This is a genomic window from Arthrobacter sp. KN11-1C (assembly GCF_052180225.1).
Taxonomy (GTDB): domain Bacteria; phylum Actinomycetota; class Actinomycetes; order Actinomycetales; family Micrococcaceae; genus Arthrobacter.
Genome location: NZ_CP197467.1, coordinates 2,124,373 through 2,149,671 on the forward strand (window position 1 = coordinate 2,124,373; position 25,299 = coordinate 2,149,671).

The window sequence follows — 25,299 nt, forward strand, 5'->3', positions numbered from 1 at the left end:
AGCGTCTTCCTACCAGCGCCCCAGAATGTCACTGGCCAGTACGACGGCGGCAGGACCCGCCGTCGACGAGCGAAGCACGTGGTGGCCCAAGAGCGCGGTGACGGCACCGACGTCGCTGAGTTTGGTCACTTCACGGGGTGAAATGCCGCCCTCCGGGCCGACGATGAGCAGGACTTCCCGCCCCGCTTCGGTGTCCCCGCCGGAAATCCCGCCCCGCCAATTCTCCAGGACATCGCGCAACGGACGCTTCGCGTCCTCGTGAAGGATGATCGCCAGGTCAGCCGCGGCTACGGCCGCAGCCAGTCCGGAGCCGTCGACGGCGGCACGCACCTCGGGGATCCACGCGCGCCGCGCTTGCTTGGCGGCTGCGGTGGCGACGGATTGCCACTTCGCGTGGGCTTTGGCAGCCCTCTCGCCCTTCCAACGGACGATGGAACGCTCGGCCTGCCAGGGCACGACGGCGTCGATCCCGAGTTCCGTTGCCGTCTCGACGGCAAGCTCGTCTCGGTCGCCCTTCGCCAGCGCCTGGACCAGCACAAGCCGCACGGCCGGCCGGCCTTCCTCCTGGACGGCGGAGGCAAGGACGGTCAAGGTTCCCTGTCCGGATTCGGACACCGTCCCCGTGAGCCGCTTACCGGCACCGTCGGCGATATCGACCGCTTCGCCGATTTCCAGGCGCTTGACCGTGACAGCGTGCCTGGCTTCGGCACCGTCGAGCACGAAAGTGTCACCGGGGCCGAGCCCGTCCAGGGTTCCGGCAGCGGTGAAGAATACGGGGTTGCTCACCGCTACAGGTTACCGAGCTTGTCCCGCAGCTTCGCGAACATACCGCCGCTGGCCACGAGCTTGCCCTCGGTGAACTGCTCTCCGCGCAATTTGGCCAGTTGGCGGAGGAGGTCTTCCTGGGCGGCGTCGAGCTTGCCGGGCGTCTCAACATGCAGGTGAACCTTGAGGTCTCCCCTGCCGTAGCCGCGCAGGTGGGTGACGCCCAGCCCGCGGAGGGTGATGACTTCGCCGGACTGGGTGCCCGACTTGACGTCGATCTCCTGGGGGCCGTCGAAAGTCTCAAGCTGCAGTTCCGTGCCCAATGCCGCGGCGGTCATCGGAACGCTGAGCGTTGCATGAAGGTCGTCGCCTTCACGAAGGTAGGTGGAATCGCTGTTGACCCGGATCTCCACGTAGAGGTCGCCGGGAGGCCCGCCCGCAGGACCTGCTTCGCCTTGCGACGACAGCTGGATGCGGGTTCCGGTGGCGACGCCGCCCGGTACCTTGACGGTCAGAGAACGGCGGCTGCGGATGCGGCCCTGGCCGTTGCATTCATTGCAAGGATCCTTGATGATCGAGCCGAAACCTTCGCACGATCCGCACGGCGCCGCGGTCATGACCTGGCCGAGGATCGAGCGCACAGCCCGCTGGACCTGGCCCGAGCCGCCGCAGATGTCGCAGCGCTCCGGGTGGGTGCCCGCGCGGCAGCATGAGCCCTCGCACGTGGGGCAGATGACAGCGGTGTCCACCTCAAGCTTCTTGTTGACGCCGAAGACAGCCTCGCGCAAGTCGATGCGGACACTGATGAGGGCGTCCTGCCCGCGGCGCATGCGCGATGCGGGGCCTTGCATGCCGCCTCCTCCGCCGAAGAAGGTGTCGAAGATGTCCTGGAACGCGAATCCCTGGCCCGCGTAGCCTCCGCCGAAACCGTTGTCCGTCCCGTTCTCGTTGCCTGTGGCGTCGTAGACGCGGCGCTTCTGGGGGTCGGAGAGGACCTCGTAAGCGTGGGTCACGGCTTTGAATTCCTCCGCAGCGCCGGCCCCGGGGTTCACATCGGGGTGCAGCTTACGTGCAAGCTTGCGGTAGGCCTTCTTGATCTCCTCGCCGGTTGCTTCCGACGAGACGCCCAGAACGTCATAGTGACTGCTCAAAGTCGGTATCTCTTCCTTTATTACGGGTACACTGCGTTTCTTGCGAGGCGGTTCCAGCCGAAGCCGTCAACCGCCCAGAATGCGGGAAAGGTAGCGCGCGACGGCACGGACGGCCGCCATGGTGTTGGGGTAGTCCATGCGGGTGGGCCCAAGAATGCCGATCTTGGCGCTGCTGCCCGGGCCGTACCCCGTGGCAACCACCGAAGCCTCGGAGAGGCCGTCATAGGGGTTTTCACGGCCGATGCTCACCGTGACTCCCCGGGGGTCTTCCGCCATGTCCGACAGCAGCCGCAACATGACAACCTGTTCCTCGAGCGCTTCGAGGACGGGGCCGATGCTCAGGGGGAAGTCCACATTGGAGCGGGCCAGGTTTGCCGTGCCGGCCATGACCATGCGTTCGTCTCGGCTCCGGTCGGCGAGCCTTTGCAGGCCGTGGGCAAGGGCGCCTGCAAGGTTCCGAAGCGCCGGCGGGCACAAGGCCACCACGGAGGGCAGGACTTGGGGCATGAGGTCGAGCTGGGAGCCGGCAACGCTTCCAAGGAATCGCGCGCGCAAGGCCATGAGCTCCTCGTCAGCAGTGTCCGCTGCTGCGTGCACAACGCCTTGTTCCACTTTGCCCGAATCCGCGATCAACACGACCAGAACCTGGCGCGGTGCCAAAAGGACAAACTCGATGTGCCGGACGCGTGCCCGGCTCAGGTGCGGATACTGGACGACGGCGACCTGGTTGGTCAATTGGGACAGGAGCCGGACCGTGCGCTCCAGGATGTCCTCGACGTCGTCGGGCCCCTCAAGCAACGAGTGGATGGCCCGGCGCTCGGCAGCCGACAGCGGCTTGACCTCGGAAATACGGTCCACGAACAGGCGGTAGCCCTTGTCCGTGGGAATGCGGCCCGCACTGGTGTGCGGTGCCGCAATGAGGCCTTCCTCTTCCAAGAGGGCCATGTCATTGCGGATGGTGGCGCTCGACACTCCCAGATGGTGCCGTTCGACGAGGGCTTTGGAGCCGACGGGTTCGCGGGAGTGAACGTAGTCCTCCACGATGGCGCGTAACACTTCAAGCTTGCGTGGTTCGCTCACTGCCCACCTCCATTCAACAACCGGTACTTCTACAGTTAGCACTCAACATGCCCAAGTGCTAACAAGTCTAGTATGAGCCACCTCGTTGTTAGCATTGGTACCGCTCGCGGCGAACATGATGCCCGCGCGGTCCTGCGGAATGCCAAGGACCGTGACCGATCCCTTAGCGCAAAGTGGTGTGAAGACCGTGTCTTACGACAATTGGGGCCCGCAAGACCTCTCCTCGCCGGCCAAACGGCAACTTCCTGAAGTGCCTGTTGAACGCGGAATGGTGCTCGAGGACGTCCAGTCCGGTTGGGTCGGGGCCGTAACCAGGGTGGAGAAGTCCGGCGGCATGCACATCGTGGTGCTTGAGGACCGGCGGGGCAAGGCGAAATCGTTCCGGCTCGGCTTCGGATTCCTGCTGGAGGGACAAGCGGTGAAGCTCCTCCCGCCGGCGCCGCGCGCGGCGGCAAAGGGCGCGTCGCAACCGGGCAGGACGGCGTCGGGTTCAGTCCGGGTTGCCGGCCAGCGGGCCCAAGTCGCCAAGGCAAGCCGGATCTGGGTAGAAGGCAAGCACGACGCCGAACTTGTGGAAAAGGTCTGGGGAGACGATCTCCGGGTGGAGGGCATCGTCGTCGAGCCCTTGCACGGCGTGGACGATCTGAAGGCTGCCATCGCCGCGTTCTCCCCCGGCCCTGGCCGCCGGCTCGGAATCTTGGTGGACCACTTGGTGCCGGACTCGAAGGAGTCGCGCATCGCTGCCGACGCCATGACGTTGCCGGGCGCTAAAGGAAACGTCCTGATCGTCGGCCACCCGTATGTGGACGTCTGGCAGGCAATCCGGCCCAAGGTGCTGGGGATCGATCAATGGCCGACCGTAGCGCGCGGCACGGATTGGAAGACCGGGATCCTCAGGTCGTTCGGTTGGCCGCACGAGACGGCCGAAGACGTGGGACTGGGTTGGCAGAGGCTTCTGGGCGCCGTCCATAGCTACGCCGACCTGGAAGCGTCTTTGCTGGGTCGCGTGGAGGAAGTGATCGATTTCCTGACCGTCGCATGATGATGTAGACGCCTCCGGCCCGGGACGTGGTCGTCCGATCCCGGCCCGAGCAAGTATTCTGGGACAGCAACACCGCACCTATAGATACTCGAAGGAAGAAACTGTGGCAGACAACGCTCCTGACGATCGGGACGGCGCCTCGGGCCAGTCCCAGTACCACGGCGTTCCTGCCAACGCGCTGCCCTTGACCGCCTCGGAAGACCGGCAATGGGCAACCTTGGCGCACTTCGGCGGGATCCTTGGCTGTGTTCCATCGCTCCTGATTTACCTGATTTTCCGCGAACGTGGCCCGTTCACGGCCCAGGAATCCAAGGAAGCACTGAACTTCACGTTGCCGCCCACGATTGCCGCGGTGCTCGCCAACATTCTCGTTTTGCTCCCGGTAGTGGGAAACCTGTTCGCCGTCCTCGCCACGGGAATCTGGGTCGCGGTGACCTGCTTCTCGGTGTCCGCCGGAATCCGCGTCAACCACGGACAGCCGCACCGCTACCGCTTCAACCTGCGCTGGATCAAGTAGCCGTTCTTCGCGGAGCCTTTGGCGGCTCCGCGCCGCACGCTAGTCCGGAAGGATCCGGCGGACCACGGCATCTGCGAGCAGCCGGCCCTTCAGGGTCAGGACCAGCCGTCCTTGGAAGGCCGCTGCGGGTTCGACCAGGCCGTCGGCAATGAGGCCTGCGACGGCGTGACGGCCCACCTTGTCGAGCGCGTCGACCTGAAGCCCTGTGCCGAGGCGCGCCTCCAGCATGATGCGTTCCACTTCCCGGGTTCCGGCGTCGAGCGTTTCGCGTCCAGCGGCCGGTGAGGCCCCGCTACCAAGCCGGTTGGCGTAGGCGGTGGGGTGCTTGACGTTCCACCAGCGGACGCCGCCCATGTGGGAATGCGCGCCGGGTCCGATGCCCCACCAATCGTCTCCCCGCCAGTAGGCAAGGTTGTGTTTGCACGCCTGTTCGGGAGTGCGGGACCAGTTGCTGACCTCGTACCAGTCCAGCCCCGCGGCGCTGATCAGCTGGTCGGCGAGTTCGTACTTGGCAGCGTGGTCGTCGTCGTCGATCCCGGGAACTTCTCCGCGCCGGATCTGAGCCGCCAGCTTGGTGCCTTCTTCCACGATCAGCGCATAGGCACTGATGTGGTCCGGGTCGTAGGACAAGGCAGTCTCCAGGGACGTCTGCCAATCCGCCATGGACTCCCCGGGAGTGCCGTAGATGAGGTCGAGGCTCACGGCAAGGCCGGCGTCGCGCGCCCACTGGACCACCAAGGGAACCCGGCTCGGGGTGTGCGTGCGGTCCAGGACCTTGAGCACATGAGGAACCGCCGACTGCATGCCGAAGGAAATCCGCGTGAAGCCGGCGTCGGCGAGCAGCCGGAGGGACTCCGGCGTCACGGAGTCCGGGTTCGCCTCAGTGGTGACTTCGGCTCCCGGTTCCAGGCCCCAGTGCCCGACGGCGGCCGTCAGGATGCGTGCCAGGTCTTCAGCAGGGAGAAGGGTCGGGGTGCCGCCACCGAAGAACACGGTGCTCAGGGGCCGCTCCGGCAACCCGGAGGCTTCCATGGCCCGGACGGCGAACTCCACCTCCGAAATGGCGGTAGAGGCGTAGGCGTCCTGGGACGCGCCGCCGCCAAGCTCCGTGGCGGTGTAGGTGTTGAAATCGCAGTATCCGCAACGGACGGCACAGAAGGGTATGTGGACGTACAGTCCAAACTTGCGTGAATCGACGCCGTCAAGCACCTGCGGCGGCAAACGGCCGTCCGCAGGTGCCGGATCCCCGAGGGGAAGAACGCTAGGCACAGAGTTCCCCTTGTGCCTGTCCTGTACGCACCGCTACAGGGCGCGCCGGTCCCGCAGTGTTCCGGGCGAACAGCCCCATTACTTCCTGGCCTTGTCCTTGGATTCGTCGGTGGTCAGGGCTGCGATGAACGCTTCCTGTGGAACTTCCACGCGGCCCACCATCTTCATGCGCTTCTTGCCTTCCTTCTGCTTTTCCAGAAGTTTGCGCTTACGGGTGATGTCACCGCCGTAGCACTTGGCAAGGACGTCCTTGCGGATGGCGCGGATGCTCTCACGGGCGATGATCCGCGAGCCGATGGCGGCCTGGATGGGCACCTCGAACTGCTGGCGGGGAATGAGCTCGCGCAGCTTGCCCGTCATCATGACGCCATAGGCGTAGGCCTTGTCGCGGTGGGTGATGGCGCTGAAAGCGTCAACCTGCTCGCCCTGGAGCATGATGTCTACCTTGACCAGGTCGGCGACCTGCTCGCCGTCGGCCTTCCAGTCCAGCGAACCGTAGCCACGGGTCTTGGACTTGAGGATGTCGAAGAAGTCGAAGACGATCTCGGCCAGCGGCAAGCGGTACCGGATTTCCACCCGGTCCTCGGAGAGGTAGTCCATGCCGCCCATGACGCCGCGGCGGGTCTGGCACAGCTCCATGATGGCGCCCACAAACTCATTGGGAGCCAGGATGGTGGCAGACACCATCGGTTCGCGCACCTCCGAGATCTTGCCCGTAGGGTACTCGCTGGGGTTGGTGACGTGGATGACCCGCTTGTCCTCCAGCGTGACCTCGTACTCAACGTTGGGGGCGGTGGAGATGAGGTCGAGGTTGTACTCGCGCTCAAGGCGTTCGCGGGTGATTTCCAGGTGCAGCAGGCCAAGGAAGCCAACGCGGAAACCGAAGCCCAGGGCGGCAGACGTCTCAGGTTCATACACCAGCGCTGCGTCGTTGAGCATCAGCTTCTCGAGGGCATCCCGGAGCACGGGATAGTCCGTGCCGTCCAACGGGTACAAGCCGGAGAAGACCATGGGCTTGGCATCGGCGTATCCGGCGAGGGATTCCGAAGCGGGCTTGGCGAGGTTGGTCACCGTGTCGCCGACCTTCGACTGGCGGACGTCCTTCACGCCGGTGATCAAGTAGCCTACTTCGCCGACGCCCAGCCCCTTGGAGGGAGTGGGCTCCGGAGAGCTGACACCGATTTCCAGGAGCTCGTGGGTGGCGCGGGTGGACATCATCTGGATCCGCTCGCGCGGGTGCAGCATGCCGTCCACGACGCGGACGTACGTGACCACGCCGCGGTAAGTGTCGTACACGGAGTCGAAGATCATGGCGCGGGCCGGTGCGTTCGGGTCGCCGACAGGAGCCGGAAGATCGCGGACGATCTTGTCCAGCAGGGCCTCTACGCCGACACCGGTCTTGCCGGATACGCGCAGCACGTCCTCGGGGTCGCCGCCAATCAGGTTGGCGAGTTCCGCGGCATACTTTTCGGGCTGGGCGGCCGGGAGGTCGATCTTGTTGAGCACCGGGATGATGTTGAGGTTGTTTTCCATCGCCAGGTAGAGGTTGGCCAGGGTCTGGGCCTCGATGCCTTGAGCGGCGTCCACCAAAAGGACAGCGCCTTCGCAGGCCGCCAACGAACGGGAAACCTCGTAGGTGAAGTCAACGTGGCCGGGAGTATCGATCATGTTCAGGGCGTAGCTGGTGCCATCCAGTTCCCAGGGCATGCGGACAGCCTGGGACTTGATGGTGATGCCACGTTCGCGTTCGATATCCATGCGGTCCAGATACTGGGCCTTCATGTCGCGGGACTTAACGACGCCGGTGTACTGCAACATGCGGTCGGCCAGGGTGGATTTACCGTGGTCGATGTGGGCAATGATGCAGAAGTTCCGGATGATGGCCGGATCTGTCGCGGCGGGCACCGGTGCGGTGCGGGCCATGGGAGACACGCAGGGTCCTTACTGTCGATACTCACACGGCCGGACTCCGGACTGGTCTGGACCATTCCGGCCGATGCCGCATATCTGAACTAATAGTCTCCCATGAACAGGACGCCGCTTGTGCACTGTGGCGGCAAGGGAAAGTACGGTGGAGCCATGGCATCGGACACACATTTGCTTGGCAGACTCCTCAAAGGCTCCCTGGGCTACCTTCGACGGATCATCGGAGCCCCGGCCGGCACACCCCCGCGCCGATCCCCGAAAGCCGGGGACGCCGCGAAGGCGGGCCGGACCGGGAGCGCAGGCACCGGCGTCGGGCAACTCTCCCGCCCCTACCCGGGCGACTTCCGCGGCGCCGTCTCCCCGCGGTACTCCCCCAACCCGGACGGCAAACCCGACCCTGGCGAGATCGTGTGGTCCTGGGTCCCCTATGAAGAGGACTATTCCCAGGGCAAGGACCGGCCGGTCCTCTTGATCGGGCGCGACGGCGGGTGGCTGCTTGGGCTGATGCTGACCAGCAAAGACCACGACAACGGCCGCCGCTCAGAAGACTACGTGGACATCGGCACCGGCGCCTGGGACCCCCAGGGTCGGCCCAGCGAGGTCAAGGTGGACCGGGTGGTCCGCATCAATCCGGCGGACGTCCGGCGCGAGGGTGCCGTCCTCGACAAACGCACTTTCCAGCAGGTGGCCCGCCGGCTCGATGGGCAACACGACCGGGCCTAGAGGCCAAATCCCCGGAAATGCGCCGAGTCTGATAATATTTATGGCTGTGTGTCCGTGCAGGTCGACGGCCACTCATGGTTGGCTGCCATAGGCATCCCCACGCCGCTCAGTCGATGGCCAACCTGAAAACCCTCTAGACCATTTTCCGCATTAAAAAGAGAGTTCACACACGTGGCTAATATCAAGTCCCAGAAGAAGCGCATCCTCACCAACGAGAAGGCTCGCCTGCGTAACAACGCTGTCAAGTCTGAGCTGAAGACGGCCATCCGCGCCGTTGCCACCGCCGTTGAGTCCACGGACAAGGATGCCGCTGCAAAGGCTCTTGTTGCTGCTAGCCGTAAGCTGGATAAGGCTGTCAGCAAGGGCGTTATTCACAAGAACAACGCTGCAAACCGCAAGTCGGCGATCTCCAAAAAGGTCAACGCACTCTAAGGTTTATCCAGTTCGACTGAGCTGAACGCGAGGCCGGCACCCCTTGGGTGCCGGCCTCGGGTATTTAATATTCCTCGGGTATTTAATATTCGTGGGTCCTATTTAGGATTCGTTGGTCCGCTGGGCCGGGGCCGGGGCTACTGACGACGGGGCTACTGACGACGCGCAGATGGACATGCGACGCTTGGCCCGAGTCGGGTCCCGCATATGGACCTGCGACACTTGGATCCGGGTGTCGCCAGGGAATCTATGTAGCGCCTGACAACGTGGGTGTCTTAGGTGGTCTTGGGTGGCTTAACGGCCGCGGGCCGAGGTGGCAATGACGGTGACCGCGTGCTCCACCGCGTAGACGGGATCCCGAGAGAGGCCCTTCACCTGGGCATCCGCTTCAGCCGTGACCTGGATGGAACGGATCAGGCCTTCCGGAGTCCAACGGCGGACATCCCGTTGCGCCTGTTCCACGAGCCATGGCTGCATGCCGAGCTGCTTGGCGATCTGTGCCGACGATCCCTGGGCCCCGGCAACCTTGGCCAGGGTGCGGAGCTTCGCGGCGAGGGCGGCAACCAGCGGCACCGGGTCAACCCCGGTGGCGAGGGCATGCCGGAGGCTGGACAGGGCCTGGGGCCCAATGCCGGCCATGGCTGCGTCTGCAACCTTGAATGCCGTAGCTTCCACACGGCCACCGTAGTAGCGCTCCACTGTGGCTGCGTCTACCGCTGTAGTAGCGTCCGCGATGAGCTGGTTGCATGCCGCTGCGAGCTCGGAAAGGCTGGCACCTACGGCATTGACAAGGGCCTGGACGGCTTCCGCGTCGATGCGGCGGCCGCCCGCCTTGAATTCCGAGACGACAAACGCTGTTTTCTCGGCGTCCTTTTTCAAGGGCTGGCAGTCCACTACCGGCCACCCCGAGGACTTGATGGCGTCCAAGAGCTTTTTGCCCCGCACCCCGCCACCGTGCCGAAGGACCAAGACGACGTCGTTCTCCGGTTGGGCGACGTATTTCAGGGCATCGGCAAGGAAGGCATCGGTCATTGATTCGAGGCCCTCGATCTCGATGAGTTTGGCCTCATCGAACAGCGACGGCGTGACCGCCATTGCGAGGGAACCGGACTCGTAGCTTCCGGCATTGAGCTTGCTGATTTCCACTTCCGGTGCCACGGTCCGGACCTGCGAGCGGATCCGATCCATGGCACGGACTCCAAGGTATTCCTCGGGGCCGGTGATAAGCACTACCGCGGATGGGGCAATGTCCCGCCAGCTGACGGTGTTCGCCGCGGAGGTTTTAGCCTTGGAGACCTGGGCAGCAGCCAATGTCGCTTCCTTCCAGAAGGGTTTTTTGCAGGATCCCAGTCTCCCACGTTGAGCGGGCGGGTGGTGATCTTCAAGCCCGCGGTTCGCCTCCCCTGCGGCGGCGGGCACCGGGACGGCTCTCGATCCAGCGGCGGACAGCAGACTCTCCTGCGGCTATGAGGAACACCAAGCGGCGGTGCAACGACAGTACCGCCGAGCCCACCCACATTGGATGCATGCTGAGCCAGACCAGCAGGACCGTGGCAACTGACCAGAGGGCCATGGTGGCGATTCCCGTGGGACCTTCCGGCCACGGCAAGGCCGAGCCTGGGAGCCCGGCGAAGAATCTGGCGATTGCCGCCACGATTCCCGCGCTGGCCCCGGCAACGGCTATTGGAACTATTGCAAGCCAGGGAAGCAGCGGAACGAGGGGAACCGCGATGGTTCCCAGGATCGTCACGGGTGCCACAAACGGAGCAACTGCGATATTGGTCAGCAATGAGTAGCTGGAGAACTGCGGTTGCAAGGCCACGATCACCGGGCTGCACAGAAGCTGCGCCGCCAAGGGAACGGCAACGGCGGAAGCCAGCCAGGAAGGCACCCAGGCCGGAGCCCAGGACGCGATAGGCCGTGCCAACAGAACAATCCCCAAGGTGGCGAGGACAGACAGGAGAAATCCTATGCTCGTACCAAGTGAGGGATCCAGAATGAGCAGGCCAGTCACGGCAAGGCAGAGAAAGCCCAGGCTCCGGCCCCGCCTGCCGGCACTTAGCGCGGTGAGGCCGATCGCACCCATGACCGCCGCCCTCAGGACGCTCGCGTCCGGCCCGACCATCATGACAAAGGCCGCCAAGCCACCAAGGGCCACGATTGCCGCGACTCCCCTGGCAAGTCTGAAGCTCCTTGCCAAAAGCACCAGGCCGCCGAGGATGAGGCTGCAGTTCGCGCCGCTGACCGCAGTGAGGTGGGTGGTGCCGGTGGTCTTCATGGCCGTTTCAAGGCTTTCGTCCAAACCGGTGGTGTCGCCCGTGACCATTCCGGGTAGCAGTCCGGCTGAGTCGCCCTGCAACCACTCGGCGGCGGAACTGAATTGCTTTTTCAATGGGGCAGGACCTTGGGGAATGTCGGCAGGTACCCGCGGCCTGTTGTGTGTCTCTGGACTTTGCTGTGTGTCCCTGCGCCGGGGGTCCGGCCGCATGGGTGGGGTGGCGGCGGCAAGAACACCGGCCTCGACTTGTCCTGGCTTTGCAGGCTTCAGCTTTCCGGCGGTTCTTACCTCCTGTCCGGTGACTACCTGGTCCCAGCCTTCCCCTCCTGTCAGCAGAATTTTCGTGCGGGCGCGGGTTAGCATGCCGTCGGCCGCAATATCAATGATTTCGGCTGGCACGGCCCAGCGTGCCGATCCGCGTGAATCGGTGCCTAGCTCGCGCGGGTCACCCACTATCAGCGCATGAATGACAACCGAGTCGCGCGACGCCGCAGCCTCGGCAACCGGACCGTCGTGGCGCGGTCCGGCATCCATTGCTGCGTGGGCGGCCACGGCCGCCCCGAACAAGCACGCGACGGCCAGAGTGGCGGGAATCGTCCTCAGGCTTCGAACGGCTGCGGCCCAGGTGGCGAGAAGAAGACCCGTGGCGGCGAGCAAAGCCAGGCACAGAATTCCTGTCCACAGTGAAGGTAGATAGGCGGCCGCTAGGGAAACAGCCCACGTAAGAATGGCCGACGGGGCCAGACGAAGGTCTACACGGCCCGGGCTCATCTTGACTCCACGCACCCTAGACCGTCACCAAGGGCAGCAGGGTTTCCATCATCTTGGGACCAACGCCATCCACTGCATCAAGGTCCTCGACGGAAGCGAACGGGCCGTGCTGCTCGCGCCATTCGACGATCCGCTTGGCCAGGACAGGACCGACCTTCGGCAGGGCGTCGAGTTCCTCAGCGGTTGCGGTGTTGAGATTGACTTTGCCGCCGGCGGATGTCCCTGCACCGGTGTTACCCCCAGTCGGAGTTGCGCCAACTGGCCCCGCAAGCTGCGACGGAGCCGCCTCTCCTGTCCGCGGAACGTGGATCTTCGCGGCGTCCTGCACCACCGCCGCAAGGTTGAGGCTGTTCAGCTCGGCCGCAGGATCCGCACCACCAGCGGCAGCGATTGCGTCGAACACCCGCGCTCCCGTGGGAACTCTGACAATCCCGGGATTCTTCACCGCACCGGCTACGTGGACTGTAAGCAGCTGAGCTCCATCGTCGCGTTCCGAAGCCCCGTTGACATCGTCGTTTTTGCTTTCCGCGCCCGCTTTCGGAGTTCCTCCCGCAAGTGAACTGCTCACGACGGGCTCAGTCGTCGGCTGCCCGGACCAGGACTGCCAGAGGAACCACACCACCAGCAGCAAACAAGGCAGAGCCAGCAACATGGCTACGCGCCACGGCGTTCGCCACCGGAGCCGTGCTGGAGAACGTGCCTCCGAGGAAAGGTCTTCGGTGCCTGACTTCTCGCCCGCATCGGTCTTACCCGAGCCGGCCGCCATCAAGGCTTGCAATGGAAGCAGAGGCTCTGTTTTGTTGACGTGGCCCGGCTGCGCGTCAGCGTCGTGGTCCGGGGGTGGTGCAAGACGAACAGCGAACCGGAGCCGGGCGGCACTCGCTGCATCGTGCGCGGGTGAGGCTCGGTTCCGGCGTGGCATATCCACGAGCCTAGGCCGCCCACGCCCGCAGCAGCAGCTCGGAAGGGCGCTATGTGGACAGGGCCCCCGCAGAGTGCTTGTGGAGGATCAGTGGGCGGCGCGGGACGAGGCGAATTTCGGGGCTATATCTGGAAGTAGTGGTTTCTTCGTGGCTTCCGGTGCGGGTCGATGTGCGGTGGCGGGATGAACCATGGCACGCCTGCTTGGACGTGGATGTACCAGTCTTCTTTGTGGATCAGGTGGTGATGGTGACTGCAGAGCAAGGTGCCGTTAGCCGCGCTCGTGACTCCGCCGCGGGACCAGTACTCGATATGGTGAGCTTCGCACCACGGGGCCGGTATGGTGCATCCGGGGAAGGCGCAGCCTTTGTCCCGCGCGGTGATGGCTTTGCGGATGTGCGGCGGGAAGATCCGTGAGGCCCGTCCGATGTCCAGGATCTGACCCTCGCCGCCCAGGACCACGGGGACGATGTCGGCGTCGCAGGCGAGTTTGCGCAACGTGGCCGCAGGGACGGGGCCGGTGAACGTGAAGGACCCAGTGCCCCCACCCTGCCGGGGGTGGTTGAACAAGGCGGCCTGACCCGACGGCTGCCCGGAGCGTAAAAGATTCCCGGACTGCGGATGCCGGCCCTCCTCGGGTAAGAGGTCGCGGTGGTCGATGGTGGCCAGGATCTGCGGGCGGTGGCCGCCCGTGGCCGGCAGGGACCCTGTGGCCAGGGCGATCCGGCAGGCGCCGACTAGGCCGTCCAGCAGCTTCTGCGCCCTCGACCGCCGCTCCAGCGCCCCGGCACTCTCGGACGAATCGCCGCAAGAATCAGAGGACGAATCGGCAGATGGCTCGCCGGAAGTCTCCGCGCAGGCAGGAGCTGGGCCTTGTACTGTGCCTTCAGATGTCCGGGTGCGGGGGTTGGTGGCGGTGTTCATGACCGTGAGCAGGTGTTCGTATTGCTCGGTGGTGGCGAAGATCTCCACGTGCGCCAGCCCGTGCTTGGGGCGGCGCAGGAACGCTCCTTGATGGTGGCGCAGGGATTCTTCGGACGGTTCCGGGCCGTCCTGGTCGATCGCCTCGACCCAGCGCCGGGCCACCCTGGCCAGGAAGTCCTGGTCGTTGTCCTCCGCGGTGCGGGCCAAGGCGTGTTCCATTTCCGCGGCCTTCTCCGGGCTGCACAGCGGGCGCACCTTTGCCACGGCCGTCGTGATGATCCCGGCCGCAGCGGACCCGATCACCCCGGAGGCCAGCGCCGCGGCCGTTTCCCCGTGCCGGGCAGGGACCGTTTCTCCGCTGAGGCCGCGGCCGGGCAGGAGCTCCTGCGCGAGGGCGAGCCGGCGCCTTGCGTCGCCGGCACTGATACGCAACAACGACCGCAGATGCTCGGCCGTGGACCTGAACTCCGCGCCCCGGGCACTGCCCGTTCCCGGGGAAGAAGCCGCACCGCCCTGCGTATCCGCTTGGCCTGCCACGGTCCCGGACGTCCATCCCGCGCCGGCGCCGGTCTCCGCATCGGCAGCCCAGCCTGTTGTCCAACCTGGCCTGGTGGCAGGTTCTTCGTTCCGGGCCGCGTCGAGCGTGGAAGCGGCGGCCACCTGGAGATAATCCAGGGTCCGGGAGAGTTCCTCCACCCCGGACGCGAACGCGACAGCCTCTTCGAAACCGGTGACTCCGACGTCGTCGGCCGCTCTTTCGGCCAGCGACCGCACTGCAGCCACGGCCCGGTCCAAAGCCACCGGCCGGCCGCCGCGATCGCGCGGATCCACCAACGCCAGCCCGCCCGGAATCCCGGCGTGGGACCCGGCAAAGCGCCGACCACGGGCATGATGGGACGCCACGAAAAGCCCACGGGACCCAGGGCCCTGCCGGGTGTCGACGCATCCGATCGCTTCCATGGAAACAGTCTGCCAGGAGGGTACGACAAAATAAGGCGGGAGCTCAGGATGCTCGTTGCCTCATTCAAAAACCTCCGCGCATCGGCGTCGTTCGCAAGTGTGGCGTCGGTCAGGACCTATGCCCACGAAGCTTGCCCGCGGCTACGGCTGGCTCCGCGTCGTGTTCGCCTAATCCGTTGGGGCTTCCGCGCCGTCGCGTAGGAGCGTCGTAGCACCAGGCGTACTGCTCTCCCCGACAACCACCGCCAAGACCCCGAGCCCGGCGTGGGCCGCCAGCACGGCAGGCAGGGCACTGATCTGTGCCGGCGGGCAATCGGGGCAGTTCTCTCCGAGCCGGGCCGCGAGCCGCTCTGCCTCTCCAAGGTTTCCAAAGTGATGCACGGCGAGCCGCGATTGCCCTGGGGGCCGGGAATTGACATCCGCTGCAACGATTTCTTCGAGCCGCGCAACGGCCTTCGCAGCCGAGCGCACCTTCTCGAGCGGTACGATCTTGCCGCCGTCGACCGCGAGGATCGGCTTGATGGACAGCATCGTCCCGAGCCAGGATGCGGCGGTGCCGATGCGTCCGCCGCGCCGCAGCTGCTCGAGGCTCGGCACATAAAAGTAGACCTTGGTGCGGCCCAATCGCTCCTCGGCAAAGTGCCGGACGTCGGCTGCCGAGCGGCCGTCCGCAGCCGCAACCAGCGCGCTTTGGACACCCATGCCTTGCGCCATTCCGACGGTGCGGGAGTCAACGACTTCGACGGGGATCGAGACACGCTCCGCGGCCATCCGTGCTGCATCGGCGGTGCCGGACAACCCTGCGGAAATGTGGATGGAGACGACGGCTTCGAAACCGCGGTCCCGGGCGGCGAGATAGGCCTGTTCGAACTGGCCGGGCGACGGCCTTGAGGTCTTCACGGACGATCCCGCGGCCAGGGCAAGCGCGAGCGTCTGGGTGATGTCGTCCTCCCCCTCGCCGTAGATCTCCTCGCCCACCATGACGGGCATCGGAACGACGGCGAGGCGGCCGTCGGCAACGAACGCCTTGACCCAATCGGCCGGGAGAGCGGCAGCCGAGTCGGTGACGACGGCGGTGCGCACGACGGCGGGCGCCGGCTCAGTTCCGGCGCGGCCCGGCGTCGTGGATTGGCGCAGGCGGGCCAAACGTTCCTTGAGCCACAACCATGCGGGTGGTTCGCGGTCCGTCAAGGGAGCCTCCTGGAGCTGGTGGCCGGCCGCCGACAAGCGCCGGCGGCCGTTTTCCGGCTAGGCCGGGACGATGTTCACCAGTTTAGGCGCGCGCACGATCACGGTGCGGATGCCGCGGCCATCGAGTGCCCGCTGCACGTTTTCGCTGGCCAGGGCGAGCTCGCGCAGGGCGTCCTCACTGATGTCCGGCGAAACGTCCAAGCGGTCACGGACCTTGCCCTGGACCTGCACGACGGCCGTCACCGTGTCCTGGACAAGAAGCGAGGCATCGTGGGAGGGCCAGCCAGCGTTCGCCACCGAGGCCGGGTGGCCCAACTGGTTCCACAGGTCCTCGGCCGTGTACGGGGCGAAGAGGCTCAGGATGACTGCCACGGCTTCGACGGCTTCACGAACGGCGGGATCTGCGCCACCGGCACCGGAGTCGATGGTCTTGCGGGTCGCGTTGACCAGCTCCATCAGTTTGGCCACCACAACGTTGAACTTGTTGTTGTCCAACAGCTCGGCAGCGTCGGCGATGGTCCGGTGGGTGATGGTGCGCAGCGCGCGGTCGCCAGTGGAGACATCGACGCCGGGTTCGCTCGCGATGTCCTGGCCAAGGCGCCAGGCGCGGGCAAGGAACTTGGCGGAGCCCGACGGCGACACATCAGCCCAGTCGACATCGTCCTCAGGCGGGGAGGCGAAGACCATGGTCAAGCGGACTGCATCGACGCCGAACTTGTCCAGTTGCTCGCCGAGATCCACGCCGTTGCCGAGCGACTTGCTCATGGCCTTGCCGCCGTTGAGGACCTGCCCCTGGTTGAGCAGGGCGCTGAAGGGTTCGTCCGCGTCGAGCATGCCCATGTCGTGGATGACCTTGGTGAAGAAGCGCGCATACAGCAAGTGCAGGATGGCGTGCTCGACGCCGCCCACGTACTGGCCGACCGGCATCCACTCATTGATCTTGGCCGGATCGAACGGACCCTCGGTGTAGTGCGGGGAAACGAAGCGCAGGAAGTACCAGGAGGAGTCAACGAACGTGTCCATGGTGTCCGTGTCGCGCTGGGCGGCCCGTCCGCAGTTCGGGCACTCGACGTTGACCCATTCCAGTGCCGCGGCGAGTGGAGACGTTCCGCGTGGTGAGAGCGCCTCACCGCGCAGGTTTTCGGGCAGCCGGACAGGCAGCTGATCGTCCGGCACTGGCACCTCGCCGCATTCGGCGCAGTGGATGATGGGGATCGGAGTACCCCAGAAGCGCTGGCGGCTCAAGAGCCAGTCGCGCAGGCGGAAGTTGACGAACTTCTCCCCCGTGCCCAGTTTCTCCAGGATGTCGATGGCTGCGGGGATGGCCTCGGCCTTGGACAAGCCGTCCAGTTCGCCGGAGTTCATCAGGGTGCCCTCGCCGGCCGTCGCGATGCCGGTCTCCGCCGGGTCTTCCCCGCCGGTGTTCAGGACCGGACGCACCGGCAGGTCGAAGGCGCGGGCGAAATCGAGGTCGCGCTGGTCGTGCGCGGGCACTGCCATGATGGCACCCGTGCCGTAGTCGGCGAGCACGTAATCGGCTGCCCACACTGGCAGCCTTTCGCCATTGAGCGGGTTGATGGCGTAGCGGCCGGTGAACACGCCGGTCTTTTCGCGTTCAGTCGACTGGCGCTCGATGTCAGACAGCGCCTTGACCTTCTCGCGGTAGGCCATGAGCGAGTCGTGGTGTTCGGGCGTGACCAGATCCAGCGCCAGGTGAGCATCCGCGGCGACGACGAAGAACGTTGCACCATACAAGGTGTCCGGGCGGGTGGTGAAGACAGTGACTTCGCGCTCGGCGCGGCCATCCGTGGCTTCGATCGCGAAGCGGACGTGGGCGCCCTCGGAGCGGCCGATCCAGTTGCGCTGCATTGCCAGCACGCGCTCGGGCCAGTGCCCCTGGAGTTCGGTCATGTCGTCCAGCAAGCGGTCGGCGTAGTCAGTGATCTTGAAGTACCACTGGTTCAGGGACTTCTTCGTCACAGGGGTCCCGCAGCGTTCGCACGCGCCATTGACTACCTGTTCGTTCGCCAGGACGGTCAGGTCCTTCGGGCACCAGTTGACGGGGGAATCCTTGCGGTAGGCCAGCCCGCGCTCGTAGAAGCGCTTGAACAGCCACTGCGTCCAGCGGTAGTACTCGGGGTCCGAGGTGTGCAGCCGGCGGGACCAGTCGGCGGAGATCGCGTAGCGCTTGAACGACGCGGCCTGCGTGTCGATGTTGGCGTAGGTCCACTCGCTGGGGTGCGCGTTGCGCTTGATGGCGGCGTTCTCCGCGGGCAGGCCGAAGGAGTCCCAGCCGATGGGGTGCAGGACGTCGAACCCCTTCTGGCGGAGGTACCGCGCCACGACGTCGCCCATCGCGAAGGCTTCGGCGTGGCCCATGTGGAGGTCGCCGGAAGGGTAGGGGAACATGTCCAGGACATAGCGCCGCTCGCGGGAACCATCGTCAACAGGAGTGAAGACTTTAAGGTCTTCCCAGACCCGCGGCCACTTGGCCTCCATCGAGGCGAAGCTGTAGACACCCTCCTCGGGCGTCTCGCCTGCCACTGTTGACTGTGCTCCGGTTTCTGTCTCCGGCTGAACGCTCACTGCTGCCCTCTTCTGTTCTTCCATGACGGTTTTGCCTCCTGCTCCGGGCCCCGGAAGGTCCCGGACACACAAAAGCCCCTCGGCAAGGAGGGGCGGCCGCTCGGTTCGCGATGGTCTAAATCGACGTAAACCGGGCGGCTAGCTAAGCAGAAGGATCGCACGCATAAAGCCACCTTACCCGCCTGTTACGTGTTTATGGAAACACGCAACAGGAGGCCGAAGTAGGCGAAGGCTTGACGGAAGCCGCACTTCGCGTCGGTGAGCAGCCCCCGTAGAAAAAGGGGCCGGTGACTCCCCGCCATGGTGTGGTGGGCACCGCGAAGCGGGCGGGCGGGAGTCACCGGCCCCTTTTTCGGGGCGAGTACGACTAACTCGGCGGGAGCGGGCCCCTCAACCGACTGTTGAACCTACTTAACGTCCTCGTCCACCCAATCCATGGACTTGGTCACAGCCTTCTTCCACAGGCGCATCTGCCGCTCCTGCTCTTCTGCCGGAAGCTGCGGCTCCCAGCGCTTGTCCTCGCCCCAGTTCGAGCTGAGTTCGCCGAGGTCCTTCCAGAAGCCGACGGCGAGGCCCGCAGCGTAGGCGGCACCCAGGGCCGTGGTTTCCACGACCTTCGGACGGACCACCGGCACGCCCAGGATGTCGGCCTGGAACTGCATGAGCGCCTCATTGGCGACCATGCCGCCGTCGACCTTCAACTCGGTCAGCGGAACACCCGAGTCCGCGTTGACGGCGTCGAGCACTTCGCGGGTCTGGAAGGCTGTGGCCTCGAGTGCCGCGCGGGCGATGTGGCCCTTGTTGGCAAAACGGGTCAGGCCAACGATGGCACCGCGGGCGTCGGCGCGCCAGTACGGGGCGAACAGGCCGGAGAACGCCGGCACGATGTAGACGCCGCCGTTGTCCTCGACGCCGGCCGCCAGGGTCTCCACTTCGGGCGCGGAGCTGATCATGCCGAGGTTGTCGCGGAGCCACTGGATCAGTGAGCCCGTGACGGCAATGGAACCTTCCAGCGCGTAGTGCGGTTTCGCGTCGCCCAGCTTGTAGCCCAGCGTGGTCAGCAGGCCGTTCTTCGAGTGGACGATTTCTTCGCCCGTGTTGAAGATCAGGAAGCAGCCGGTGCCGTAGGTGTTCTTGGCTTCGCCCGCCTGGAACGCTGCCTGGCCGAATGTAGCTGCCTGCTGGTCGCCCAGGATGCCTGCGACGGGCACTTCGCGCAGCAACTGCGAGGTGTGCACCGTGCCATAGACCTCGGAGGAGGACTTGATGGAGGGCATCATTGACGCCGGCACGCCGAACGCGTCCAGGATGTCCTGGTCCCATTGCAAGGTCTCGAGGTCCATGAACATGGTGCGCGAGGCATTGGTGACGTCCGTGGCGTGCACGCCGCCGTCCACGCCGCCTGTCAGGTTCCACAGGACCCAGCAGTCGGTGTTGCCGAAGACCAGGTCCCCGGCTTCAGCCTTGGCCCGCGCACCTTCGACGTTGTCCAGGATCCACTTGATCTTGGTGCCGGAGAAGTAGGTGGCCAAGGGCAGGCCGACCTTTTGCTTGAACCGCTCGGGTCCGCCGTCCCGGCCCAGTTCATCGACGATGGACTGTGTGCGGGTGTCCTGCCAGACGATCGCGTTGTAGATCGGCTCGCCCGTGTTCTTGTCCCACACGACGGCGGTTTCGCGCTGGTTGGTGATGCCCACCGCGGCGATGTCGTGCCGGGTCAGGTTGGCCTTGGACAACGCGGAACCGACGACCTCCCTGACGTTGTCCCAGATCTCCACTGGGTTGTGCTCTACCCAACCGGCCTGGGGAAAGATCTGCTCGTGCTCCATCTGGCCCGTGGAGACAATGTTGCCGGAGTGATCGAACACGATGGCACGCGAGCTGGTGGTTCCCTGGTCAATGGCGATGACGTATTGCGACATTTTGACGTCCTTGTCTGTTTGCTTTGGTGGATGCGGGATTGGTGTCTGAGCGGTGTGCTACTTGGCGACCGTGGCCATGATCGGTATTGAGTGGGCGACGAGTCCGGCGATCGTTCCACCCAGGAGCGGGCCCACGATCGGAACCCAGGCGTAGGCCCAGTCGCTGGAACCCTTGCCCTTGATCGGCAGAATTGCGTGGGCGATACGCGGACCGAGGTCACGGGCGGGGTTGATCGCGTAACCCGTCGGGCCGCCGAGGGACGCGCCGATGCCGACGACGAGCAATGCCACCGCGAGCGGCCCCAGGCCGGAGGGAGTGCCTCCGAAGGTCAGGATCACGAAGACCAGCACGAACGTGGCGATGATTTCGGTGACGAGGTTCCAGGGGTACGAGCGGATGGCTGGTCCCGTGGAGAAGACAGCAAGCTTGCTGGCTGCCAAGGGCTCGGCGTCGAAGTGCTGCTTGTGGGCGAGCCAGGCGAAGACGGCGCCAAGGAAGGCACCGAGCAGTTCTCCACCGAAGTAGGTGAACGTGGATGCCGCACTCACGGCCACCCCGGGGGCGAACTCGGCCTTGCCGTCAACCAAGAGACCAAGCGTCACTGCCGGATTCAGGTGCGCACCGGACATGGCCGCCACGTATACACCGGCAAACACTGCAATGCCCCAGCCAAAATTCACCATCAGGAATCCGCCGTTGTTGCCCTTTGTGCCCTTGAGCGCGACGTTTGCCACAACGCCACAGCCAAGGAGGGTAAGCATGCCGGTTCCGAACACTTCGGAAAGGAAAACAATTCCGAGAGACATCTTTGACTCCTCATTTTCTTCTGTTGTCAGCCCTGCAGGTTTTGTGGGGGCCGTTGGTCCGGCGTCTGTTTCCGCCGTCCCGGTTGCGGTGCCCCCTTGCCAAGCGGAGCACCGCAACCCTTGCGTCTGGGGCTTCATGCCCCGAACAATCAAGCTGATGTGACGTACATTACGTTCATGCGACGAGGCTGTGAACAGTCACGCCATGAAAACGCAGAAGCACCTCCTGCGCGTGATGGATTTCCGCTTCGCGCTTCGCTGCATCCCAGCCGAGCCGGGCTGCGAGGACCTCGGCGATTTCGTTGAGGAGCTCCCCCGTCACGAGGCCCCGGAAGGCCAGCGAGGTGCGGCGGATGAGGACATCCACGAGGTGCCCGATCTGTTCATTGGCGGCCATGAATTCGAGCTCCCGCACGCTGAGCTCGTTCGTGGACCTGAGCTTCCGCTCCTCGCCTGCCTTGAGGTAGGCAATGACGTCCTCGGCGCGGGTGCCATAACGGGTCAGCAGGCCGCTGACTCGATCGGCACCCAGGCCTTGTTCCACATTGGCCGGCGCCATGTGCTTCTTGACCCAGTCCTGGATTCCATCCTCGCTGTCCGGGAAACCCAAGCCGCCTCCGATGGCGAGTTTCGCCGTCGAAACCTTCCGCTCCATGCCCAGCTCCCGGAGCACATCGTTGCTCAAGTGTTCGGCGAGGGCCCGGAACGTGGTCCACTTTCCGCCGATCAATGAAAGTACGACGGCGGCCTTGCCGCCTTGGGCGGCGGCCGCGCCGGACGCTTCCCGCGTGCTTCGCTCGATCCGGTAGTCGCGGGATACGAAGCCCGGCTGGGTGTCGTCGTGGCGCGGGAGCGGCCGGACGCCGGCGAAGCTGTAGACGATCTGGCTGCGCTCGACCGTGATCGACGGGAAGACATGTCCGACGAGGTCGAAGAAGTAGTCGATCTCGGCTTCCGTGCACACGGCATCCTGGGCCATGTCCGCTTCGACGTCGGTGGTGCCGACCAGGACGCGGTCACCCATCGGGTAGATCAGGACGATCCGGCCGTCCGTGTGTTCGAAGAAGATCTCGCGGCCGCCGCACGCTGCGAGCAACTCCGGGTGGTCCAGGACAATGTGGGAACCCTTGGTTCCGCCCATGAAACGGCTCGCGGCACCCATTGCCTCGTTGGTGAGGTCAACCCAGGCGCCGGTGGTGTTGACGATCACGTCGGCCTGGAAGCTGAATTCCTCGCCCGTGAGTTCGTCGCGCAGCACCACAGCGCCGGCGGAACCAGCGGCGGTGTCCGTCGAGGCCGGGTCATTCGAAATCAGCGAGACGTAATTGCTGGCCCGGGCGCTGCCGCCCGGCAAGCCGCTGCCGATGCCCGCCTTTTCGCCGTCCTGCAGCACATCGAGCGTCAGGCGCTCGGGGTTGTGCACGGACGCGTCAAAGTAGGTGGCTGCGTACTTGATGCCGGGGTGCAACCGCGGCAATTCGGCCAGTGCCCTCTCCCTGCCACGGAACTGGTGGCGGGGAACGCTGCCTCCGTCGCGGGAGAAGAAGTCGTACATGCTCAGTCCGAGCTTGATGAGGAACGCGCCGCGCTCCTTCGGCTTGCCTTGCTTGTGCGTGAGGAAGCGCGTGGGGGCGGAAAGTATCCCGGAGAAGGTGCTGAAGATGGGGATGGTTGTCTGCAGCGGCTTGACGTAATGCGGCGCGATCTTCAATAGCCGGTTGCGCTCGACCACCGATTCCTGGACGAGGCGGAATTCCCCGTTCTCGAGGTAGCGGATACCGCCGTGGATCATGTGGGATGAGGCACCGCTGGCGCCCTGGCAATAGTCACCGCGTTCCACGAGTGCGACGTCCACGCCTTGCAATGCCAGGTCACGGAACGTTCCGACGCCGTTGATGCCGCCTCCGATGATCAGCACCTGGGCCTTGGGTCGCTCGCGGAGTGCCGAAACCGAGGTCCGGCGTGGTGATTCCGCTGCGGAACCGGAATTGCTGGTGTATCCCAAAACTGCTCCCTTGGGCTTTGGTGTATGCGCTGCATCACTTGACGTCGCACCTTGCACAACTATTCTTCGAAGGAATGGAAAATGAAATCAAGCTATTTGCACAAACGTGCAGAACGGAACTGAGATGCCACGATCACGACATTCAGAGGCCCTTCGGGCCGCGCAGATGTACTACCTCCAAGACCTCACAATGGACGCCATTGCCCGCGAACTCCGGACCTCCCGCTCAACCGTCTCCCGGCTGCTGTCCTCGGCCCGCGAATCGGGACTGGTCCAGATCCAGATCCGCAGTCCCCTTGATTCCGCCCCCGAACTGGAGCGCATGATCCGCAGCCACTACGGCGTCGATGTGCACGTGGTACCGGTCCTGGACACCTTGAACGAGGCTGAAACCCTGGACCGGGTGGCGACGCAGGCCGCGCGGACCATTGGTCCCCTCGTCGATTCCAACGCGATCATCGGAGTGGCCTGGGGTGCGACCATCAGCGCCGTCAGCAGGCACCTGACCCGCAAGATCACGCACGGCAGCACTATCGTGCAGCTCAACGGCGCCGGCAACATGCAGACCACCGGCATCACCTACGCCAGCGACATCATGCGCCGTTTCGGCATCGCCTATGGGGCGCGGGTGGAACAGTTCCCGGTGCCCGCCTTCTTCGACCACGCCTCCACGAAGACCGCCATGTGGAATGAGCGCAGCGTCCAGCGCGTGCTCGACCTCCAGGCCAGGATGAGCATCGCCATCTTCGGTGTCGGCTCGGTGCATTCGGACTACCCCAGCCACGTCTACGCAGGCGGATACCTCGATGAAACTGACTTGAACCTGCTTGCGAGCTCGGACGTCGTGGGCGATGTTGCCACCGTCTTCTTCCGTGCAGACGGCTCCTCCGACGGCATCACCCTCAATGAGCGGTCCACCGGCCCCAGCCACGAGCAATTGCGGCAGGTCCGCCGCCGCATTTGTGTCGTCTCGGGTGCCTCCAAGATCAACGGGCTGCGCGGAGCCCTTGAAGCGGGGCTGGCAACGGATCTGATCCTGGACGAGGCCACAGCGAAGCGCCTGGTCAGTTTCGGCAGCCCTTCCTGAAAAACTGAAGGACCTGAAACATTCCCGGCATCGAGATAGGTAGAGTTTTGGCTATGAAACCCTCGCCTCGGCTCAATCTCAACAACGGTGTCTTGATTGACCAGTTGGGGTTCGGGCTCTACAAAGTGCCGCCGACGGATGCCACGTCTTTGGTCGCCACTGCGTTGGGCGCCGGCTACAGGCATTTCGACACAGCCGCAATGTATGGCAACGAAACCGGCGTCGGCCGCGGCATCGGCAGTGCGGTGATACCCCCGCCGGGGGTCGACAGCAACACGGGAGGCTCCGGGGAAGGCACCCACGGGCTCTCCCGCGAAGACGTTTTTGTCACCACCAAGCTCTGGAACGACGACCAGGGCTACGACTCCACGCTGCGCGCCTTCGATTCCTCCATGGCCAATCTGGGCCTCGACTACGTCGACCTGTACCTCATCCATTGGCCCTGCGCGGAGCGCGGCTTGTTCCAGGAGAGCTACCGGGCCATGGAAACCCTGTACCGCGAAGGCCGCGTGCGCGCGATCGGAGTCTCCAACTTCCAGCCGGCCCACCTCGAGGCACTCATGGAAAAAGCCGAAGTGGTTCCGGCCGTGAACCAGATCGAATTGCACCCATGGTTGCAGCAGACCCGGCTCCGCACGCTCCACGAACAGCTGCGCATCCGCACCGAGGCGTGGAGCCCTTTGGGCCGGGGCCAGGTCCTCCAGGATCCGGCCGTCCGTGCACTCGCGGACAAGTACGGAAAGACTCCCGCGCAAATCATCATCCGCTGGCACCTCCAGCTGGGAAACATCGTCATCCCCAAAGCGAGCACCGCGGCACGCATCCAGGAAAACTTCGACGTCTTCGGCTTCGAGCTTGATGCCGACGACATGGATGGCCTGGCCGCCCTCGAACGCCACCACCGCACCGGGTCACACCCGGACAACGTCAATTAGGACCTGC

Annotated in this window: 20 protein-coding genes; 6 read left to right on the forward strand and 14 right to left on the reverse strand. The window is 64.9% G+C overall.

Annotation, left to right across the window (positions count from 1 at the left end):
* Positions 1-9: 9 nt before the first annotated feature.
* The 3 genes from ACSBOX_RS09940 to hrcA form a co-directional block, all read right to left on the reverse strand.
* Positions 10-786 carry a 16S rRNA (uracil(1498)-N(3))-methyltransferase gene (locus ACSBOX_RS09940; RefSeq protein ID WP_442545835.1) on the reverse strand — a complete coding sequence of 259 codons (777 nt, stop codon included), beginning with the start codon at positions 784-786 and terminating at the stop codon, positions 10-12.
* 2 nt (positions 787-788) lie between these two features.
* Complete coding sequence (gene dnaJ, locus ACSBOX_RS09945; protein WP_442545836.1) at positions 789-1,916, reverse strand: molecular chaperone DnaJ; 1,128 nt, start codon at positions 1,914-1,916, stop codon at positions 789-791.
* Positions 1,917-1,982: 66 nt separating this feature from the next.
* Complete coding sequence (gene hrcA, locus ACSBOX_RS09950) at positions 1,983-2,996, reverse strand: heat-inducible transcriptional repressor HrcA (protein ID WP_442545837.1); 1,014 nt, start codon at positions 2,994-2,996, stop codon at positions 1,983-1,985.
* A gap of 187 nt (positions 2,997-3,183) precedes the next feature.
* Here hrcA and ACSBOX_RS09955 point away from each other — a divergent pair, with 187 nt between their 5' ends.
* Both ACSBOX_RS09955 and ACSBOX_RS09960 read left to right on the forward strand, forming a co-directional pair.
* On the forward strand, positions 3,184-4,038 hold the full coding sequence (locus tag ACSBOX_RS09955) for a DUF3097 domain-containing protein (RefSeq protein ID WP_442545838.1): 855 nt from the start codon (positions 3,184-3,186) through the stop codon (positions 4,036-4,038).
* Positions 4,039-4,141: 103 nt separating this feature from the next.
* The gene (locus ACSBOX_RS09960) at positions 4,142-4,555 is read left to right on the forward strand and encodes a DUF4870 domain-containing protein (protein ID WP_284752243.1); all 414 of its coding nucleotides are present in this window, start codon (positions 4,142-4,144) and stop codon (positions 4,553-4,555) included.
* A gap of 39 nt (positions 4,556-4,594) precedes the next feature.
* Here the strand turns inward: ACSBOX_RS09960 and hemW are convergent, their stop codons facing one another.
* A complete protein-coding gene (gene hemW / locus ACSBOX_RS09965) occupies positions 4,595-5,824 on the reverse strand; it encodes a radical SAM family heme chaperone HemW (RefSeq protein ID WP_442545839.1) in 1,230 nt (409 codons plus the stop codon).
* 78 nt (positions 5,825-5,902) lie between these two features.
* The gene (gene lepA, locus ACSBOX_RS09970; protein ID WP_442545840.1) at positions 5,903-7,756 is read right to left on the reverse strand and encodes a translation elongation factor 4; all 1,854 of its coding nucleotides are present in this window, start codon (positions 7,754-7,756) and stop codon (positions 5,903-5,905) included.
* Positions 7,757-7,903: 147 nt separating this feature from the next.
* On the opposite strand from lepA, the gene ACSBOX_RS09975 reads away from it, so the two are divergent.
* Together ACSBOX_RS09975 and rpsT are read left to right on the forward strand one after the other, a co-directional pair.
* Complete coding sequence (locus ACSBOX_RS09975) at positions 7,904-8,473, forward strand: type II toxin-antitoxin system PemK/MazF family toxin (RefSeq protein ID WP_442545841.1); 570 nt, start codon at positions 7,904-7,906, stop codon at positions 8,471-8,473.
* A 171-nt stretch (positions 8,474-8,644) separates the two neighbouring features.
* Entirely contained in the window at positions 8,645-8,905 is a 261-nt protein-coding gene (rpsT, locus tag ACSBOX_RS09980; RefSeq protein WP_028267110.1) for a 30S ribosomal protein S20, read from the forward strand.
* Positions 8,906-9,199: 294 nt separating this feature from the next.
* On the opposite strand, the gene holA is transcribed toward rpsT, so the two are convergent.
* The 9 genes from holA to ACSBOX_RS10025 all read right to left on the reverse strand — a co-directional run bounded on the left by holA (position 9,200) and on the right by ACSBOX_RS10025 (position 23,270).
* A complete protein-coding gene (gene holA / locus ACSBOX_RS09985) occupies positions 9,200-10,216 on the reverse strand; it encodes a DNA polymerase III subunit delta (protein ID WP_442545842.1) in 1,017 nt (338 codons plus the stop codon).
* Positions 10,217-10,286: 70 nt separating this feature from the next.
* Positions 10,287-11,954, reverse strand: a complete 1,668-nt coding sequence (locus ACSBOX_RS09990; protein WP_442545843.1) for a ComEC/Rec2 family competence protein — start codon at positions 11,952-11,954, stop codon at positions 10,287-10,289.
* 16 nt (positions 11,955-11,970) lie between these two features.
* Positions 11,971-12,876 (reverse strand): helix-hairpin-helix domain-containing protein, encoded by a 906-nt coding sequence (locus ACSBOX_RS09995; RefSeq protein ID WP_442545844.1) that lies wholly within the window; start codon positions 12,874-12,876, stop codon positions 11,971-11,973.
* A gap of 122 nt (positions 12,877-12,998) precedes the next feature.
* Positions 12,999-14,759 carry a DUF222 domain-containing protein gene (locus tag ACSBOX_RS10000; protein ID WP_442545845.1) on the reverse strand — a complete coding sequence of 587 codons (1,761 nt, stop codon included), beginning with the start codon at positions 14,757-14,759 and terminating at the stop codon, positions 12,999-13,001.
* Between the two features lie 168 nt (positions 14,760-14,927).
* On the reverse strand, positions 14,928-15,950 hold the full coding sequence (locus tag ACSBOX_RS10005; protein WP_442545846.1) for a DegV family protein: 1,023 nt from the start codon (positions 15,948-15,950) through the stop codon (positions 14,928-14,930).
* A 57-nt stretch (positions 15,951-16,007) separates the two neighbouring features.
* A complete protein-coding gene (gene leuS, locus ACSBOX_RS10010; protein ID WP_442546010.1) occupies positions 16,008-18,536 on the reverse strand; it encodes a leucine--tRNA ligase in 2,529 nt (842 codons plus the stop codon).
* A gap of 407 nt (positions 18,537-18,943) precedes the next feature.
* The gene (glpK, locus tag ACSBOX_RS10015) at positions 18,944-20,458 is read right to left on the reverse strand and encodes a glycerol kinase GlpK (protein WP_442545847.1); all 1,515 of its coding nucleotides are present in this window, start codon (positions 20,456-20,458) and stop codon (positions 18,944-18,946) included.
* A gap of 57 nt (positions 20,459-20,515) precedes the next feature.
* Entirely contained in the window at positions 20,516-21,265 is a 750-nt protein-coding gene (locus ACSBOX_RS10020) for an MIP/aquaporin family protein (RefSeq protein ID WP_241709955.1), read from the reverse strand.
* Positions 21,266-21,440: 175 nt separating this feature from the next.
* Entirely contained in the window at positions 21,441-23,270 is a 1,830-nt protein-coding gene (locus ACSBOX_RS10025; protein ID WP_442545848.1) for a glycerol-3-phosphate dehydrogenase/oxidase, read from the reverse strand.
* A 124-nt stretch (positions 23,271-23,394) separates the two neighbouring features.
* Between ACSBOX_RS10025 and ACSBOX_RS10030 the strand changes: the two genes are divergently transcribed.
* Together ACSBOX_RS10030 and ACSBOX_RS10035 are read left to right on the forward strand one after the other, a co-directional pair.
* Positions 23,395-24,357, forward strand: a complete 963-nt coding sequence (locus tag ACSBOX_RS10030) for a sugar-binding transcriptional regulator (protein ID WP_442545849.1) — start codon at positions 23,395-23,397, stop codon at positions 24,355-24,357.
* Between the two features lie 53 nt (positions 24,358-24,410).
* Entirely contained in the window at positions 24,411-25,292 is an 882-nt protein-coding gene (locus ACSBOX_RS10035; protein ID WP_442545850.1) for an aldo/keto reductase, read from the forward strand.
* Positions 25,293-25,299: the final 7 nt, after the last annotated feature.